Raw genomic sequence first — 16,914 nt, 5'->3', positions numbered from 1 at the left:
ATTAGTCGGTGTTAAGTACCAACGGCAGCCTAAATCGCAGGCTTACCGGATTTCCTCTTTTTAAAGCGGGTGCAACGGTGGTCAAATCGTTCAAGCGTTCGGAAACTTTGTTGTTAAAGTCCGATATTTCATTCAGTACAGAGGTCTTTTCCTCTACATTCAATACCGAGATAAAACCATGTTCATCTATCAAAAAATCAACATATACCGTATCGTTCATATCGTTCCAAACCTGAAATTGTAGTCCTGCCAAGGCTTCGGAAAAATACTCGGTAATCAGGTTTTGAAAACACTCTTGCTGGGCTTCTTTGGAAGCGGTTTCATCACAATCCTCAAAATGTGGATATTGATCCACATCGTTCCAATCTATGGACAAAAGTTCTTCATTGACCAGTTTTTGGGTCTTGTCCTCTTTGGATTCGAACAACTCACAGGATACGAACAGACCCATTAAAATGATTAACAAAACAAACTTCTGCATGACAGCCCCTAAATTTGGCTGAAATTACGACATTTTGAAGAAATCAGTTCCCCGCAAAATGGATTTCCTCCTTTAATTCGCTGACACGTTTTTTTACCCTTTCCTTAATGTACGGAACCAAATCGGGGTACATATCGAGCAAGTTTTCGTAATAGGATAAACGTGTTTTTGGATCTTTGTAATATTCATCGGCCAAGGTGCATACCTGATAATAGTTCAAATAGTTGTCCTTGTTTTCTTCCCATGCTTTTACATAGTAATCCATGGCTTTTTTGGTATTTCCCTTTAGTCTGGCGATACGGCCAAGGCTGGCATATTCTTGCGGGAATAGGGCCATTCGCGCTTCGATTGATTTTTGGATATAAAACTGCGCACTGTCCAATTGCTCTTCCTCAAAATACACATCGCCCAGGCCTGAATATGCTGCAGCTATTTTATCCGGAAAATGGCTCAATCTGTGATACGTTTCCAATGCTTTTTGGGGCTGCCAGTTCCTAAAATAGCAAAATGCAAGTTTTTCGAATACAAAAGGTTTTTCCTCGCCCAATTCCAATAATTTTTCAAAGTGGGGAATGGCCAACTGAAACTGACCGTTGTTATAAAAAGCCAAGGCCTTTAAATTGATCATAGCAACATCATTTTCGTAAAACCTAAGTCCTTTATCAATAAATACCAAGGCGGAATCCTTGATTTCCTGACCCACATAATATTTTCCCAAGGCGTACAAACTCCGCAGATGGGTGCTGTCCATTTCTACTGACGTTTTAAAAGCTTTGTTCGCCTTGTCAGTTTTATTTACCGATTCGTAGGTCCTGCCCAAATAATAGAAATACTCTGGGTTCTGATTTTTGGACGATAACAGGGTATGGAAGGTTTCCAAGGCAGGTCCAAACTTTTTGGTTTTCAACAGAAGTTTTCCCAGTTCAAAACGGGCAATCGCAAAATCAGGTTTTTTGTCCAAGGTTGCGGTGTACTGGACAATGGCCTTTTCATAATTTCCTATGGCATTGTATGCCCGTGCAATCTGAAGATTCGAATTTGGAGAATCCACCTTTGCATATTGGTTAATGGCTGCTGTGTAGTTGCCCAAGACATACAAACTATCGGCAACGGCCAAAGCCGATGTTTGTGCACCGGCTTTGAACAAGAACAAAATCAAAAATGGAATGTAAAAATCCTTTACGTGAACTGTCAATGGCAATAATTTTAGTTCCTATGAAATCAATTCATGGGGATTCTAATCAATTTGTTGGGAAGACCGATATATTGAAACTTCAACACATCACCATCTTCAACTTCTATTGAAAATACACCATTAAAATTTGATAGAACACCAGATTCTTTCCTATCTATTGAAATAGTGACCCCTGACAATCCTAGAGATTCCTTATCTGTTACTGTTCCTTCATAAAACACTTTTCCTCGCCTATTTATTTTACTGGCATTTACCAACATATAGTCTTTGGTGTTATTGGCCGAACTGTTCCCTGATTGGGTTGGCAATCTAAAAGTAATAGGAATGGCAAATGGTACTTTTACGGTTTCGCCCTTATGTTTTCCCGGTTGCATTTTGGGCAAACGTTTAATGATTCTTTCCGCTTCATTCTCCAAGATTACATCTGGTCCTCGTTTTTTTATGGTTGAAATTTCTCCATTGGCATCTATGGTAAACACTACGGACACTCTACCTTGAACACCTTTTTCCTTAGCTTCTTCGGGATAATTAAAATGCTTTTTAATGTGTTCTACAATCTTTTCATTAAAACACTTCCTTTTATCTACTGCGTCCTCACAACCAGGAAAGACCGGAACCTCATCTATCGTGGCAAAAGGGACAGAAATTTTAGTTTCTTGGTCATAGCTTTCTTGTTTTACGGCATCCAACTTAAAAACTATTGGAATGGAATAAGAAATAATGGCTGGTTTTCCATCATACTTTCCAGCTTGCATTTTGGGCAATCTGGTCAAAATTCTTTCAACTTCATTTTTTAATAGTTCGTGGGCTTCCCCCATAAATTGGATGTCCACTACATCTCCTTCCACACCAATACTAACAACGGTATTCACTTTACCTTCTATACCTTGTTCACGAGCTGCTTCCGGATAATTAAAGTTTTTACGAATATGTGTCATTATCGCACTCTCAAAACAAGCCCTCTTGCTCGGAGCTCCTTCACAACCTGGAAAAATAGGAACCTCATCAATTGAACCAAAGGCCATATTTGGATAATTACCACTTTTAAGCGGTTGAAACTTTTTTTCATTAGCTCCACCTTCGAGGACAAATGTTATCGGTATGGAATAGTCTAGTTGAACAATTTTTCCTTCGTGTTTTCCTGGTTGCATCTTAGGCAATCTATCTAAAATCCTTCTACTTTCATTTTTTAAGAGCCGGTATGGGCTCAAAAGTTGAATATGTGAAACATTCCCTTGCTCATCAATAGAAAAACTAGCATCTACCCTACCTTGAATACCTTGCTCTTGGGCTTCTTCGGGGTAATTGAAATTTTTACGGATATGCTCTTGTATTTTTTCCTGAAAACAGGCGCGCTTATCATCGGCATCTTCACAACCGGGGAAAACCGGTACCTCATCAATCTCACTGAACGATACTTTTCTTCCAAAAGAAACTTTCCAGGGATTACTTGAATTGGGTGTGAGGCTGATAGCTTTCTTGCCCGTGCTCTTTTCCGGCAACATGTTCCGGGCCATTTTTTTTAATTGGCTCATCTCGTTTAAAGTTAGGGAATCTTTTGCCTCAATTTCAACATTCAATTGAGCTAATCGCTCCTCTAACGAAAGTTCTTCTGCTATACTTGATTTGGTTTCACAAGAAGTGTATATCAACATTCCCAACACCAAAGGCATCAACAACACATACTTTAATTGCCATACGGCCTCGGATTTCTTTTTTTGTAACATGACTATTCGTTTTTTGATTAATGATTTTGTGAAAAATTGATTGACAAAACTGATGTTCTGTGTATGGAAAGCTTCGGACAGCAGCATCTCAAAATGTGCCTGCTTATCTTGCTTTACCGCTTTTTCGTCGGCAATAAATTCATGAAGCTCGGCTACCCTATACTGGTATATGTACACCAATGGATTGAACCAGAAGACAATTCGGGCCAATTCAAAAAAGAGCAGGTCCAAGGTGTGCTTTTGTTTTACGTGCACCATTTCGTGAGCTAAAATGTTGGCCTCTTTGTCCTTTTTAATTTGGGCTCCCATAAAAATGCTTCGAAAAAATGAAAACGCTGAAGTGCTTTGTGGCATAATCACCTTGGTGTAGTCCGGATAATGTACCACCTTACTTTTACTCTTAAGCCTACCCAATTGTAAAAGCTTGAACACAAACCAAAGTGCAGCCAAAATGGCGCCAATTGCCATCACCAAATACGGCCAAGGTACACTTGCAAGAAAGTTGACCTCGTGACTATCTGGTTCTAAAACCACTCCATCCAATTGAGTCAAAAATACAGTTGTGGTCTCCAATTCTTGAGGCATGGTTGTCTTTAAAGCCTCTATTTTTATCCAAGGCAACAGAATGGAAAGTACAAAGGTTGCCAATAGGTAAGCCCTATTCCATTGAAAAAAGGTTTCTTTCTTCAAAAAAAGATCATAGGTCAACAAAAAGACCAGTTGAAACGCTAAAGATTCCAATATATAAGTAATCATTGCTCTTTGTCTTTAATGTTCTTCATAATCTCTTCGAGTTCCTTCAGGCTGATATCATTCTTCTTCATAAAAAAGGATACCATACTCGTAAATGATCCTTGGAAATATCCATCCATCAAGGTGTTCAACCTTTGGTTGCTGTACTCTTCCTTTTTCATCAAAGGGAAGTACACGTGACCCTTGCCCACTTTTTCGTGCGACACAAAGCCTTTGTCCTCTAAAATCCTAACAATGGTGGATACAGTATTATAGGCTGGTTTGGGTTCCGGCAATTCTTCCAAAATTGCGGCTACATTCCCCTTTTCAATTTTCCAAAGAAGCTGCATAACCTCTTCTTCTGCCTTGGTAAGTTGTTTCATTATCAACTAACTTTTTAGTTCAACACGAAACAAATATAACTAAATATTTAGTTTAAACTAATTTTTTAGTTTAAAAATGAAGAAAAAATCCGCCAGTGTAGTGTACTGGCGGATAACTATTTAAAATGTTACAGTAACTTTTCCACGCAAGTAGAAAGGTGTGCCCGGAGTAAAATGAATCTCTTCAAAAGAGTTCGGTTCGTTGAACAAACGGCTTTCCGTGGCAAACTGTGTTTCGTTCCATTCGGTGTCGAACAGGTTTTCCAAAATGAGTCCAAATGTCCAATTGTTGACACTATAATTGAGTGTGGCATCGGTAACAAAATAGCCTTCAGCCACGATGGAATTGTCCTCATTGGCTGGTCTGTCATCAATATACCTATAGTTCAATCCCCCAGAAAAGCCCTGATCGCCTCCCAAAGTAAGACCACCTACCATGGTAAAATCGGGTGCCAAGGGTATGTAATCTTCCCCATCGGCCTCCTCGGTACTCCTGGCATGGGTATAGTTGGCATCTGTATAAAGGTACAGCCAATCCAATGGTTGGTATCTTGCTCCTACCTCTAGTCCCATTCTTCTGGTCTTTCCACTGGGTTCTACAATGGCCGCATCCCCAACGTACACAAACTCTTGATCTAGGAACAAGGTCCAAAGTGTAGCGTTTAAGACTAACTTATCCACTGGTCTGATTATGGTTCCTAAATCCACCCCATAGGCCGCCGGCAGAATCTCTTCACCACCGTTGGCTACCACAACTCTGGTATCGTTGGAGTGGAAACCAATACCTGTTTTCAAGAAAAACTGGGTGTTTGCTGTTGGACTGTAAATGGTATTGAACTTAGGACTGAATGCCACCTTTTCTTCACTACGGCTATCGTACAGCTCGCTCATTTTGTTGATGTAATCGAACCGGAAGTAATCCAATCGCAGCGCTGGTTCAAACGTAAATTTACCCGATTTAAACTCGGCACCGGCAAAGGCGTAACCATTCACCTCATCCACATCGCCATAGGCCAAACGCTCCAACAGTTCCTGGCGGTTCAGGGTACGGGACAATTGATTATCGTCAACATTATCGTACCTAAAACCGATTCCTGCATTGTACTTAAATCCCAGCCCTCCCAAATTGGCCGAATTGTTCTGGAAAACTGTCTTCGCTCCTGCCATCATTCGGTCCTCAAACTGTTTGATTTGATCTCCGTTTACAGGGTCTTCCAAGAAAAAGGTAAAGTTGGAATACAGTTCAAAATCATAATGCGAAACATAGGCCATGGTGTTTATGGATTTACCGATCCCCAAGTTTTTATTGTGATTGAGCACAAAGTTTGTCCTGCTGGTTTTTCCGCCTTCGGTATCATCAATAGCCCCAAAACGACCAATCAAGCCTTGGTCCACGGCTCGTTGGGGTATTTGACCCGATGCATCCCATTTGCTGGAAAAGTGAGAAGCTGTCAATAACAGTTCTTGATCACCGGGCAATGCATAGCGGTATCTACCTAAAATATTTATTCGGTTAAAATTCTGAGGTGATTCAAAAGGCCCATCGGTTAAGTACAGTTCGGATGCCAAATAGGCATTGCTGTTCTGATTATCCATTACATTGAACATTCCCATAAACCTACGGGCACCAAATTGGCCTATTTCGGTGGAGAGCACATTTTTTTCCAAACTTTTTCTCAATCTTAGGTCAACATAACCTGCTGTATTAAAGTTGCCTTGGTCCGCATAATAGGGCCCTTTTCCAAAATTGATGTTCTCTATGGTTTCCGGAATCACAAAATGAAGGTCCGCATATCCCTGTCCATGGGCATGAGACACCATGTTCACCGGCATTCCGTCCACGTTGATGGCCACATCGGTTCCGTGGTCCACATCAAAACCTCTCAAAAATATTTGCTCCGCCTTTCCTCCTCCGGCATGTTGCCCTATAATGAGTCCAGGGACTTTTCTCAATATTTCTTGTGAAGATTTTACAGGATCCGCCTGAACATCCACATCTACCAATCTGCTAAGTGCATCAACTTCCGATACCAAGACTACTTGATCCAAGGAAATTGAACTTTCGTCCAACACAATGGTCAAGGAAGTGCCAAGATCAGATTGTTTCACCACCAAAGTTTTGGTGGCATATCCCAATCTGGAAAAGTAAATGGTATCGCTTACCGAGGTCCTGTCCAGAACAAAATGTCCCGTTCCATCGGTATGGCTATGTTGACCACTGGTCTTGTTAAAAATACCAGCATCCTCTATCGGGGAACCTGCCTCATCCACCAGTTTTCCCTTTACGTTTTGTGCAGCAATAGTGCCCATAAAAAGCATGGACAATGCCGCCATAAAATATTTCATGTCGTTATCTTTTAATTTGATTTGTGTAAATAAGTCTGAACTATAGAAATACTAGACCAGTTCCAAAGAAGATTGGAACCTATTTTCAAAAATTGGTCTACTATTTTTAGCCATACTGGGGAGGGGGCGTGGTTATGCCCTGACTCCAAAGAGAAGTTAAGTCTATGTATGCCCAATGCCCCCTGTTTACGGTCCAAGAATGCAATTTCAACGTTCTTTGAGCGTCCTCAAAAAAATGTTTGTCCAATTTAAGGCTAAAATCACCTTTAGATTCTTGCTTATCGGGTTGGTTGGCCACCAACAACTCCTTTAAGGCTTCCAATGCCTCATGCGAGTGACCGGCCATGGCATCCAATGAAGAATAATCGATAGTTTCGTGATCGGACGCAAAACCATGATAATGTGTTTCAGGGGCCCAAATGTGAGCAGCCTCATGCAAGGTCTCCAATACCAGACTGTTAAAAAGTCCGATCAAATAAAATACACACATACCTGCGCACCCTATTCGGATGAACCTTGGTTTTGTATGTACGCTATGCAGTTTCACGAACGCTTGATAATCGGTTTCAAATTTACCTACGAAAAAATTAAGAGTAGGGTTTTATTTTGATTTTGTTTGTAACAATTGTCGGCTACATTTGTCTAACAGTAAAACACGACCATGGACATTGCATTGCTCATTTTAGGGTTTCTTTTAATGCTTATTGGCATATTGGGCAGCTTTTTGCCGGTATTGCCAGGACCTCCCATTAGTTGGGTGGGGCTGCTACTACTTTATTTGACCAAAGCCATACCGGATAATTGGTGGGTGCTCGGAATTACATTTGTCCTCGCCATTACCATTACAATTTTGGATTATGTGATTCCAGCTATGGGCACCAAAAAATTTGGAGGTAGTAAAGCCGGAATGTGGGGTACCATTGTTGGATTGCTCGTCGCCATTTTTGTTCCTGTTTTTGGTCCCTTCGGAATTATTATTTGGCCGTTTGTAGGTGCATTAGTTGGTGAACTGCTGAACAAAGCCAATAAAAAAACCGCCATGAAGGCGGCTTTCGGTTCATTTTTAGGCTTTTTAACGGGCACTTTTATGAAGTTCGTCCTAACAGTGGCTTATGCCATTTTTTACGTGTACATCACCATCAAATATGCGGGCGACCTGTTTACTTTTGCTTAGTCCATCCACTCCACCTTTTCCGAAATAGGGGTTCTACTCGATGGTTCAACAGCTCCTTCATAATAGCCCATATAGAAAAAGCCTAAACATTTTTCACCCGGTGCCAAATCAAAAAACTCATCCATGTATTTGATGAGTCCAGGCGAAGACCAATAACTTCCAATTCCCAATTCTGTGCAACATAGCCACATGTTTTGCACCGCCATGGAAACTGCGGCAATTTCTTCCCACTCGGGCAAACTTTCTTTTGGATCGCGTTGCATGCAAATTGCAATTACCGCTCCCGAATTGGATGGGTTGAACTGTAATTTTTTAATTTTTATCTGTTTCGGATTAGGATCCGTTTCCTCATACTTATTGGCAAGAAAAATACCCAACTCCTGTTTCTTGTCCCCAGTCAAAACTTTAAAACGCCATGGCTCGGTTTTTTTGTGGGTAGGTGCCCAATTGGCGGCTTCCAGAATTTTTTCCAAGACATCTTTGGCAATGGGCCTATCAATATATTGAGGAGGAAAAATACTTCTTCTCTTTTCGATCAAATCAAAAATCATAACTATTCTTTAAGTTGAATTCCAAAGTTACGCTCCAAATTGTTCCCATCATAATTTCATGAGCAAGTCCATACATTTTTGAAGCGCAGGATTTCGATTATCCGTTTTCCAGACCATACTCAAAACAGCACGCTGTTTTATTTTCTTCATTTCGATAAACTTTACTTTCATCTGAAACCCATGTTGAAGCGTTGTCGGAACAATGGCAATACCCAACTTATTCTCTACCAATTTAAAAATGGTCTGCGCATGAACGGATTTATGTGACACATTCGGAACAAATCCGTTATCCACGCAAATACTGAGCACCGTATCGTAGTACATAGGGCTATAATCTTGGGAAAATAGGATAAAAGCCTCTTCAGCCACTTGATTGATATTCTTAAAATTAGCTTCATCCAAAGGATGGTCCTCTGGCAGTACCAAAGAAAAGGTATCTTCAAAAACAGGTTTCACATCCAATCCTTTCGGTACTCGTGACAATCGCACAAAACCCAAATCCAATCGGTCGGCCAAAATTGCATTGATCTGTGCTCTGTTGGAAAGCTCTTCCAAAGTGGTGTGCACGGCGGGATACTTTTCCTTCAATCCTAATAATAAATTGGGCACCACATTTTGCATGGCCGAACCTAAAAACCCGATTCGAACCTCTCCCAATTGTCCATCGCCTATAAGTTTCACCTGTTTTTTGGTCTGGTCGAGATGATTCAAAATAAACTCTACCTCCTTTTTTAAAAACTCCCCCGCTGGTGTCAAACTCACTTTCTTTTTGTCCCTCACAAAAAGTTGCGTTCCAAGTATCTCTTCCATTTGTTTGATTTGCGTACTCAAACCCGGCTGGGAAATAAACAACTTTTCAGCTGCCTTTCTATAATGAAGTTCTTCGGCCACAGCCAAAAAATAGATAAAATGACGAAGTTCTAATTGATAATTCATACTTATTGATTATTACAAAAATAAGTATTGGTGGTTATTAATCATAACCTATAATTTTATGGAAAAGGAAAGAACATGGCAAAAGACCGAAAATTTCAATTTGGTGAGGATCATTTAACCGCAAGCATAGCTTTGGGTTTGGCCAAGGGAACCACAAAAGGTATTTTCTCAGAAGAGTGCCTTAAAAATGTGAATGCAAGTCACCAACGGGTACAGTGCATTGTGGAAAAAGGCGATACAGTGTATGGCATCAACACGGGCTTTGGTCCTCTTTGTAACACCAAAATTTCCAAGGAGGACACCAAAATACTTCAATCCAATATATTGCAAAGTCATAGCGTAGGAGTGGGACAACCCATTTCCAATGAATTGGCTAAAATCATGCTGATTCTTAAAATCCATGCTTTGGCGAAAGGGTTTTCGGGGATTGCAGAAACCACCTTGCAACGCATGTTGTGGCATTTGGATAACGATGCCATTCCCATGGTTCCATCCCAAGGTTCGGTTGGCGCATCCGGCGATTTAGCACCGCTTTCCCATCTGTTTTTGCCGTTGATTGGTCTCGGCAAAGTAGAATATCAAGGTAAAACCATTCCAACACAAGTACTATTTCAACAAAAAGGGTTACAACCGCTAAATTTGGGTCCAAAAGAAGGGCTTGCCTTAATCAATGGCACCCAATTTATCGCTGCACATGGAGTGATGGTCGTTCACAAACTACAACATTGTTTGCGCCATGCCGATATTATCGGTGCTATGATGCTCGAAGGCCTGCAAGGTTCCATGAAGCCATTTTTTGAAGAATTGCACAAACTACGGCCCTTCAAAGGCAATCAGCACGTTGCGGGCAGGATCCGTACCTTGCTCCAAGGTTCCGAGATTTTGGAAGATCATATTGATTGTGAACGTGTACAGGACCCCTACTCCCTTCGCTGTATCCCGCAAGTACATGGCGCATCACGAAATGCTTGGTTGCACCTCAAAGAATTATTGGAAATCGAGCTCAACTCGGTAACCGACAACCCTGTCATCGTAAATGATGAACTCACCATAAGCGGTGGAAATTTCCACGGGCAACCTTTGGCCATGGCTTTGGATTACGCAGCTTTGGCCGCTTCGGAAATCGGAAATATCTCCGACCGACGCATTTACCTGGCCCTGGAAGGCAACAGTCCAGGAGTTCCCAAATTATTGATGAAGGATACGGGCATCAATTCTGGCTATATGATTTTGCAGTATACCTCGGCTGCATTGGCCAGCGAGAACAAAAGTTTGTGTTTCCCTGCCAGTGCGGACAGTATCCCAACCTCTTTGGGACAGGAAGACCATGTGAGCATGGGTTCCATCAGCGGTAGAAAAGCGCTCAACATTATTAACAACGTAGAGAAAATCCTTGCCATCGAGTTATTGACCGCAGCTCAGGCATTTGAATATAGAAAACCATTGAAATCGGGGATTCTGTTGGATGAAATCCATACCTTCCTGAGAACAAAGGTTGCTTTCGCCGAAAACGACCGTGTCTTTGCAGACGATATTGAAAAAGGAATTGAAATCATTCAAAATCGAGAAATCATTGATTTGGTGGAATCGGTAATGAAAGAAAAAGAACTGACTTGGGATGCACCACATCTTGATGAATTTGAAACGTACTGATATGAACAAACCACTCTTAATAGGACCATTCACCCAATTGCTGCCGATGACGGGACTCCCCTTAAAGGGAGCGCTCAAAGATGATCAACTACCCATTATTGAAAATGGAGGGATTCTGGTCGCTGATGGAAAAATTCTCAAAGTTGGAGTTTTCGATGAAATGAAATCATCCGATGTCGATATTCACCATATCGATGGGAAACATGTTTGCCTACCAGGGTTTGTGGATTCCCATACCCATATTTGTTTTGGGGGCACCCGCGCTCGAGATTACGCTTACCGAAATGCAGGAAAAACCTATTTGGAAATTGCCAAGGCAGGTGGTGGCATCTGGGACACGGTGACCCAAACCCGAAAAGCTTCACAGGATGAATTGGTTTCAGGTATCATTTCTAGAAGTCAAAAACATTTAAAAAATGGGATAACAACCCTCGAGGTAAAAAGTGGCTACGGGCTTTCTGTGGATGAAGAACTGAAAATGCTACGTGCCATTAAACAGGCCAATAAAACTTCTAATGCGACCTTGGTTCCGACCTGTTTAGCAGCCCACATGAAGCCCAAAGATTGGAATCAAGACCGAGAATATCTAGATGTGATCATGAACGAATTGTTTCCTATCATCAAAGCTGAAAATTTGGCTAATCGAGTGGATGCCTTTGTAGAGGAAAGTGCTTTTTCCCCCGAAGAAATCAAACCCTATTTTCAAAAAGCAAAAGCAATGGGATTCGATATCACCGTACACGCCGACCAATTTACCACAGGAGGGAGTCAAGTAGCCGTAGATTTTGATGCGTTAAGCGCCGACCATTTGGAAGCCAGTACCGAAAAAGAAATCCAATTGTTGGCCAAGAGCAACACCATTGCCACAGCTTTGCCGGGAGCATCCCTCGGATTGGGATGTGCTTACACCCCTGCCCGTAAAATTTTAGATGCAGGCGGCGCTTTGTCCATTGCCAGCGACCACAACCCAGGATCTGCCCCCATGGGCGACTTGTTGACCCAAGCCAGTATTTTGGGAACCTTTGAAAAACTGTCGAACACCGAAGTGCTTTCAGGAATCACCTTTAGGGCAGCTGCAGCATTACGATTGGAAGACCGTGGAAAACTGGAAGCAGGAGCGCAAGCCGACTTTGTTGTTTTCCCAACCGACAATTACCAAGAAATCACATACCACCAAGGGCAATTAAAACCTAGTTCGGTATGGAAAAATGGAACCCCCATCCACTAAAAATTTAAATCATGACTGAATTTCAGCAACAGATACTTCAAGGCATACCCGCACAGCTTCCTGCAAAAAAGGCTTATCCAAAAAACGGAAATCCAGCCCCAAAACGGAAAGACACTCTTTCCAAAGAAGAGAAAAAACTGGCCGCGCAAAATGCGCTACGCTATTTTCCCGAGGCTTGGCACAAGGAACTCGCATCCGAATTTGCGGAGGAGTTAAAAACCTATGGTCGCATTTATATGCATCGGTTCAAGCCCGATTATGAAATGTATGCACGTCCTATTTCAGAATATCCTGCAAAAACGCATCAGGCAGCAGCCATTATGTTGATGATTCAAAATAATTTGGACCCCGCTGTGGCACAACACCCCGAGGAATTAATCACCTACGGAGGAAATGGAGCAGTGTTTCAAAACTGGGCACAGTACCTACTCACCATGAAATATTTGGCTGAAATGACCGAGGAGCAGACCTTGCATATGTATTCAGGGCATCCGATGGGACTTTTTCCATCATCAAAAGAAGCGCCAAGGGTGGTCGTCACCAATGGCATGATGATTCCGAATTACTCCAAACCTGACGATTGGGAACGTTTCAATGCATTAGGTGTGACTCAGTATGGACAAATGACTGCAGGTTCCTATATGTACATTGGTCCACAAGGCATAGTACACGGAACGGCCATCACAGTAATGAATGCTTTCCGAAAAATATTGGAGAAAAATGAATCCCCCGAAGGCAAAATTTTCTTAACTGCTGGATTGGGCGGCATGAGTGGCGCTCAACCCAAAGCAGGAAATATTGCTGGCGGTATCACCATTTGTGCCGAGGTCAACCCCGAAGCTGCCAAAAAACGACACGATCAAGGTTGGGTGGATGAATTGTTGGTGGATTTGGACCTATTGGTGGTACGCACCAAAGATGCTGTAAAAAACAAGGAAGTGATCTCCTTGGCCTACATCGGCAATGTGGTCGATGTTTGGGAACGGTTTGATGAGGAAAATATTTTTGTTCATTTGGGATCGGACCAAACTTCTTTGCACAATCCTTGGGCGGGTGGCTACTATCCCGTTGGACTTTCTTTTGAGGAATCCAACGCTTTGATGGTTGACAATCCCGAGGCTTTTAAAGAAAAAGTACAAGAATCTTTGCGAAGACAAATCAATGCCATCAACAAGCACACTGCAAAAGGCACCTACTTTTTTGATTATGGAAACGCCTTTTTATTGGAAGTTTCCCGTGCGGGCGGCGATGTGATGGCCGAGAACAATATCGATTTCAGGTATCCATCTTATGTGCAGGATATTTTGGGACCCATGTGTTTTGATTATGGTTTTGGCCCTTTCCGATGGGTTTGTACGTCGGGAGACCCAAAAGATCTTCAAAAAACGGATGCCATTGCCTTGGAGGTGATGAAAAAGATAAAATCCGAAGCACCAGAAGAAATCCAACAGCAAATGCAGGACAACATCAAATGGATTTCGGAAGCGGAACAAAACAAATTGGTGGTAGGTTCGCAAGCTCGAATCCTTTATGCCGATACCGAAGGGCGAAGCAAAATCGCTGATGCTTTCAACACCGCCATTGCCAAGGGTGAAATCAGTGCTCCCGTGGTATTGGGTCGCGACCATCACGATGTTAGCGGAACCGATTCCCCCTTTCGAGAGACGAGCAATATTTACGATGGCAGCAAATTTACCGCCGATATGGCCATCCAAAATGTGATCGGGGACAGTTTTAGGGGAGCTACCTGGGTATCCATCCACAACGGTGGCGGCGTTGGCTGGGGCGAAGTGATCAATGGTGGGTTTGGCATGGTGCTCGACGGTTCCGAAGAAGCTTCCAGCCGATTGAAGAAAATGTTATTTTTTGATGTGAACAATGGGATTTCCCGAAGAAGTTGGGCTAGAAATAAGGAAGCCCGATTTGCCATTGAACGAGAAATGGAGCGCACTCCAAATTTAAAAGTAACTTTGCCTCATCTGGTAGAACCTAATATTTTGGACCACCTTTTTTGACAGCAATGAAAAATTACGAAGCTCCCAAATCTGACCTATGGACAGGTAGAATCTCCAATAAATGGCTGTACCTCCACGAAAAGGTACACTGCACACCTTTGGAAGAAGTCCCCGAAGCCCAAAAAAAATCCATTGCGCTTTTGGGCTACGCCTGCGATGAAGGGGTTCGCCGTAACCAAGGGCGAATTGGTGCAGTGAATGGTCCGGACACTATTAAAAGTAGTTTTGGAAAAATGCCCAATCACTTGGGTAGCCATGTGCTTTTGCACGATGTGGGTTCCATTACCTGTGATGAAGGGGATATGGAGTCTGCCCAAATGAAGCTGACCGAAGCGGTTAGCCTGCTTTTGGAGAAAAAACAGTTTCCGATTGTTTTGGGTGGCGGACACGATATGGCCTATGGCCATTATAATGGTATCAAAAAATATTTAGATGCAAAAAAAGAAGGACAGACCATCGGCATTATCAATTTTGATGCACATTTTGATTTGCGAAAGAATACGGAGCAGAGCAATTCCGGCACTCCGTTTTATCAAATAGCCAAGGACTGTGAGAAAGAAGGCATCGATTTCAACTATCTGTGTTTGGGTATTCGAAGGGATGCCAACGACCGAAGTCTTTTTCAAACGGCTAGGGACCTTGATGTCATTTATGTGATGAACGATACCTTCCAAATTCCCTTACTGGAGGAAATCACAACCTGGATCAATGCCTTTGCCAAAAATGTGGACCACATTTATGTGACCATCGACTTGGATGGTTTTTCCTCGGCCTACGCGCCCGGAGTCAGTGCAGCTTCGCCCATGGGCTTTAATCCATACATAGTTTTGGAGTGTTTAAAAACCATTATCGGTTCTGGCAAATTGATCAGTTTGGATATTGCCGAGATGAATCCAAAATACGATATTGATGGACAAACGGCTAAACTGGCCGCTTCACTAGTGCACCATGTGGCACATAGCATTTCTGGAAGTTGATATAGCTCCAAACTGGCATTCAGAGCCTCTCGACTGCGCTCGAGGTGGCACCCGCACTTATCCTTTTCTTATTACCACAAACAAAAAAAGCCTTCCAAAAGGAAAGCCTTTCATTGGCGAGCATCGGTTTTGATGCTTCAACCTGATTCCAATCATCACGACTGGAATCCAACACAACGTGACAAAGATATGATGATTTTTCGGAAAAAATAATAGCATGGATTGTTGATATTTATTTTTTGGATTATTTCCATTTTATAGGATTATTTCCATAATTTAGCTTTCCTTCAACTGAACAATGGAAAAGACGATTTTGCATCTAGACTTGGATACTTTTTATGTGTCCGTGGAGCGCATCATCAATACAGAGCTTAAAAACAAGCCTTTATTGGTGGGCGGTACCAGCGACCGTGGTGTAGTGGCGGCCTGTAGCTATGAGACCCGTGGATTTGGCGTCCATTCGGGCATGCCCATGAAAATGGCCAAGGAACTTTGTCCCGAAGCCGTGGTCATCCGTGGCAATGCGGGCACCTACAGCAAATATTCGGATGTGGTCACGGAGATTATCAAAGAACATGTACCTGTTTTCGAAAAATCGAGCATTGATGAGTTTTACGCCGATCTATCGGGCATGGACCGTTTTTTTGGCTGCTACAAATATGCCACGGAAATGCGGCAGAAAATCATTCGGGAAACAGGACTGCCCATTTCGTTCGGGCTATCAGTGAACAAAGTCGTTTCCAAAGTGGCGACCAACGAAGCCAAACCCAACAATCAGCTCAAAATAGATTTTGGCCTTGAAAAACCTTTTTTGGCTCCACTTTCCATCAAAAAAATTCCGATGGTAGGCGATAAAACCTATCAAACCCTTCGAAATTTGGGCATACGGCAAGTAAAAACCGTTCAAGATATGCCCATGGACATAATGCAACGGGTGTTGGGTGCCAATGGTAGGACAATCTGGAAAAGGGCCAATGGGATAGACAACACTCCCGTAATTCCGTTCCACGACAGAAAATCCATCTCCAACGAAAGGACTTTTGATAAAGACACCATCGATGTCATCAAACTCAGGGGTATTTTGATTGCCATGACCGAAAACTTGGCCTATCAACTACGTCGAGGCGATAAGTTGACGGCCTGCGTTGCCGTAAAAATCCGGTATTCCGATTTCAACACCTACTCCAAACAATCTCGTATTCCGTACACGAGCGCCGACCATACCCTTATCCCAAAAATATTGGAACTGTTCGACTCACTGTACAACAAACGGATGTTGGTCCGTCTCATCGGGATTCGGTTCAGCCATTTGGTATCGGGCAACTACCAGATCAACCTTTTCGAAGATACCGAAGAAGCCTTGAACCTATACCAAGCCATGGACCGTGTCCGTAACCGGTTTGGAAGTCGAAGTGTGCTCCGCGCCTCTGCCATGGGCGCAAAGACCATTGGGAGCATGCACAACCCCTTTAATGGGGAACCGCCTGTGGTTTTGGCACATCGAAAACAGTGACCA

The 16,914-nt window shown here is 42.6% G+C and carries 14 protein-coding genes; 6 read left to right on the top strand and 8 right to left on the bottom strand.

Translation table 11 applies throughout. The features are described 5' to 3' along the window. Nucleotide 1: 1 nt before the first annotated feature. The 6 genes from AB9K32_RS07660 to AB9K32_RS07635 form a co-directional block, all read right to left on the bottom strand. Nucleotides 2–481 carry a hypothetical protein gene (locus AB9K32_RS07660; protein WP_252078869.1) on the bottom strand — a complete coding sequence of 160 codons (480 nt, stop codon included), beginning with the start codon at nucleotides 479–481 and terminating at the stop codon, nucleotides 2–4. A gap of 43 nt (nucleotides 482–524) precedes the next feature. Then, entirely contained in the window at nucleotides 525–1,676 is a 1,152-nt protein-coding gene (locus AB9K32_RS07655) for a tetratricopeptide repeat protein (RefSeq protein ID WP_338193140.1), read from the bottom strand. 26 nt (nucleotides 1,677–1,702) lie between these two features. After that, entirely contained in the window at nucleotides 1,703–4,159 is a 2,457-nt protein-coding gene (locus AB9K32_RS07650; RefSeq protein WP_369884839.1) for a TonB family protein, read from the bottom strand. Next, entirely contained in the window at nucleotides 4,156–4,518 is a 363-nt protein-coding gene (locus AB9K32_RS07645; RefSeq protein ID WP_369884838.1) for a BlaI/MecI/CopY family transcriptional regulator, read from the bottom strand. Before AB9K32_RS07645 ends, AB9K32_RS07650 begins: the two co-directional genes overlap by 4 nt. A 120-nt stretch (nucleotides 4,519–4,638) precedes the next feature. After that, nucleotides 4,639–6,864 carry a TonB-dependent receptor gene (locus tag AB9K32_RS07640; RefSeq protein WP_369884837.1) on the bottom strand — a complete coding sequence of 742 codons (2,226 nt, stop codon included), beginning with the start codon at nucleotides 6,862–6,864 and terminating at the stop codon, nucleotides 4,639–4,641. Between the two features lie 106 nt (nucleotides 6,865–6,970). Next, entirely contained in the window at nucleotides 6,971–7,411 is a 441-nt protein-coding gene (locus AB9K32_RS07635) for a hypothetical protein (protein WP_369884836.1), read from the bottom strand. A 114-nt stretch (nucleotides 7,412–7,525) separates the two neighbouring features. On the opposite strand from AB9K32_RS07635, the gene AB9K32_RS07630 reads away from it, so the two are divergent. Beyond that, nucleotides 7,526–8,038: a DUF456 domain-containing protein gene (locus tag AB9K32_RS07630; protein WP_369884835.1), complete on the top strand. Its 513-nt coding sequence runs from the start codon at nucleotides 7,526–7,528 to the stop codon at nucleotides 8,036–8,038. On the opposite strand, the gene AB9K32_RS07625 is transcribed toward AB9K32_RS07630, so the two are convergent. Together AB9K32_RS07625 and AB9K32_RS07620 are read right to left on the bottom strand one after the other, a co-directional pair. Further along, nucleotides 8,035–8,589 (bottom strand): nitroreductase, encoded by a 555-nt coding sequence (locus AB9K32_RS07625; RefSeq protein ID WP_369884834.1) that lies wholly within the window; start codon nucleotides 8,587–8,589, stop codon nucleotides 8,035–8,037. The two genes, AB9K32_RS07630 and AB9K32_RS07625, sit on opposite strands and share 4 nt — an antisense overlap. A gap of 48 nt (nucleotides 8,590–8,637) precedes the next feature. Continuing rightward, nucleotides 8,638–9,525, bottom strand: coding sequence for a LysR family transcriptional regulator (locus AB9K32_RS07620; RefSeq protein WP_369884833.1), 888 nt, complete (start codon nucleotides 9,523–9,525; stop codon nucleotides 8,638–8,640). Nucleotides 9,526–9,600: 75 nt separating this feature from the next. On the opposite strand from AB9K32_RS07620, the gene hutH reads away from it, so the two are divergent. The 5 genes from hutH to dinB all read left to right on the top strand — a co-directional run bounded on the left by hutH (nucleotide 9,601) and on the right by dinB (nucleotide 16,911). Continuing rightward, complete coding sequence (gene hutH / locus AB9K32_RS07615) at nucleotides 9,601–11,178, top strand: histidine ammonia-lyase (protein ID WP_369884832.1); 1,578 nt, start codon at nucleotides 9,601–9,603, stop codon at nucleotides 11,176–11,178. Between the two features lies 1 nt (nucleotide 11,179). Then, nucleotides 11,180–12,406, top strand: coding sequence for an imidazolonepropionase (gene hutI, locus AB9K32_RS07610; RefSeq protein WP_369884831.1), 1,227 nt, complete (start codon nucleotides 11,180–11,182; stop codon nucleotides 12,404–12,406). 11 nt (nucleotides 12,407–12,417) lie between these two features. Then, the gene (locus AB9K32_RS07605) at nucleotides 12,418–14,421 is read left to right on the top strand and encodes a urocanate hydratase (protein WP_369884830.1); all 2,004 of its coding nucleotides are present in this window, start codon (nucleotides 12,418–12,420) and stop codon (nucleotides 14,419–14,421) included. 5 nt (nucleotides 14,422–14,426) lie between these two features. Then, complete coding sequence (hutG, locus tag AB9K32_RS07600) at nucleotides 14,427–15,398, top strand: formimidoylglutamase (protein WP_369884829.1); 972 nt, start codon at nucleotides 14,427–14,429, stop codon at nucleotides 15,396–15,398. A 298-nt stretch (nucleotides 15,399–15,696) separates the two neighbouring features. After that, a complete protein-coding gene (gene dinB / locus AB9K32_RS07595) occupies nucleotides 15,697–16,911 on the top strand; it encodes a DNA polymerase IV (protein WP_369884828.1) in 1,215 nt (404 codons plus the stop codon). The last annotated feature ends 3 nt before the right edge of the window (nucleotides 16,912–16,914 follow it).

It is taken from the genome of Allomuricauda sp. XS_ASV26 (assembly GCF_041224615.1).
Taxonomy (GTDB): Bacteria; Bacteroidota; Bacteroidia; order Flavobacteriales; family Flavobacteriaceae; genus Flagellimonas; species Flagellimonas alginolytica.
This window is presented reverse-complemented; position numbering and strand designations above follow the sequence as displayed.

Bases quoted from the DNA above. Each gene is read 5' to 3' on its own strand.
- AB9K32_RS07630 (WP_369884835.1), top strand. From the start codon at position 7,526: ATGGACATTGCATTGCTCATTTTAGGGTTTCTTTTAATGCTTATTGGC.
- hutG (WP_369884829.1), top strand. From the start codon at position 14,427: ATGAAAAATTACGAAGCTCCCAAATCTGACCTATGGACAGGTAGAATC.
- AB9K32_RS07625 (WP_369884834.1), bottom strand. From the start codon at position 8,589: ATGATTTTTGATTTGATCGAAAAGAGAAGAAGTATTTTTCCTCCTCAA.
- AB9K32_RS07605 (WP_369884830.1), top strand. From the start codon at position 12,418: ATGACTGAATTTCAGCAACAGATACTTCAAGGCATACCCGCACAGCTT.
- AB9K32_RS07640 (WP_369884837.1), bottom strand. From the start codon at position 6,864: ATGAAATATTTTATGGCGGCATTGTCCATGCTTTTTATGGGCACTATT.
- hutH (WP_369884832.1), top strand. From the start codon at position 9,601: ATGGCAAAAGACCGAAAATTTCAATTTGGTGAGGATCATTTAACCGCA.
- AB9K32_RS07645 (WP_369884838.1), bottom strand. From the start codon at position 4,518: ATGAAACAACTTACCAAGGCAGAAGAAGAGGTTATGCAGCTTCTTTGG.
- AB9K32_RS07650 (WP_369884839.1), bottom strand. From the start codon at position 4,159: ATGATTACTTATATATTGGAATCTTTAGCGTTTCAACTGGTCTTTTTG.
- dinB (WP_369884828.1), top strand. From the start codon at position 15,697: ATGGAAAAGACGATTTTGCATCTAGACTTGGATACTTTTTATGTGTCC.
- AB9K32_RS07660 (WP_252078869.1), bottom strand. From the start codon at position 481: ATGCAGAAGTTTGTTTTGTTAATCATTTTAATGGGTCTGTTCGTATCC.
- hutI (WP_369884831.1), top strand. From the start codon at position 11,180: ATGAACAAACCACTCTTAATAGGACCATTCACCCAATTGCTGCCGATG.
- AB9K32_RS07620 (WP_369884833.1), bottom strand. From the start codon at position 9,525: ATGAATTATCAATTAGAACTTCGTCATTTTATCTATTTTTTGGCTGTG.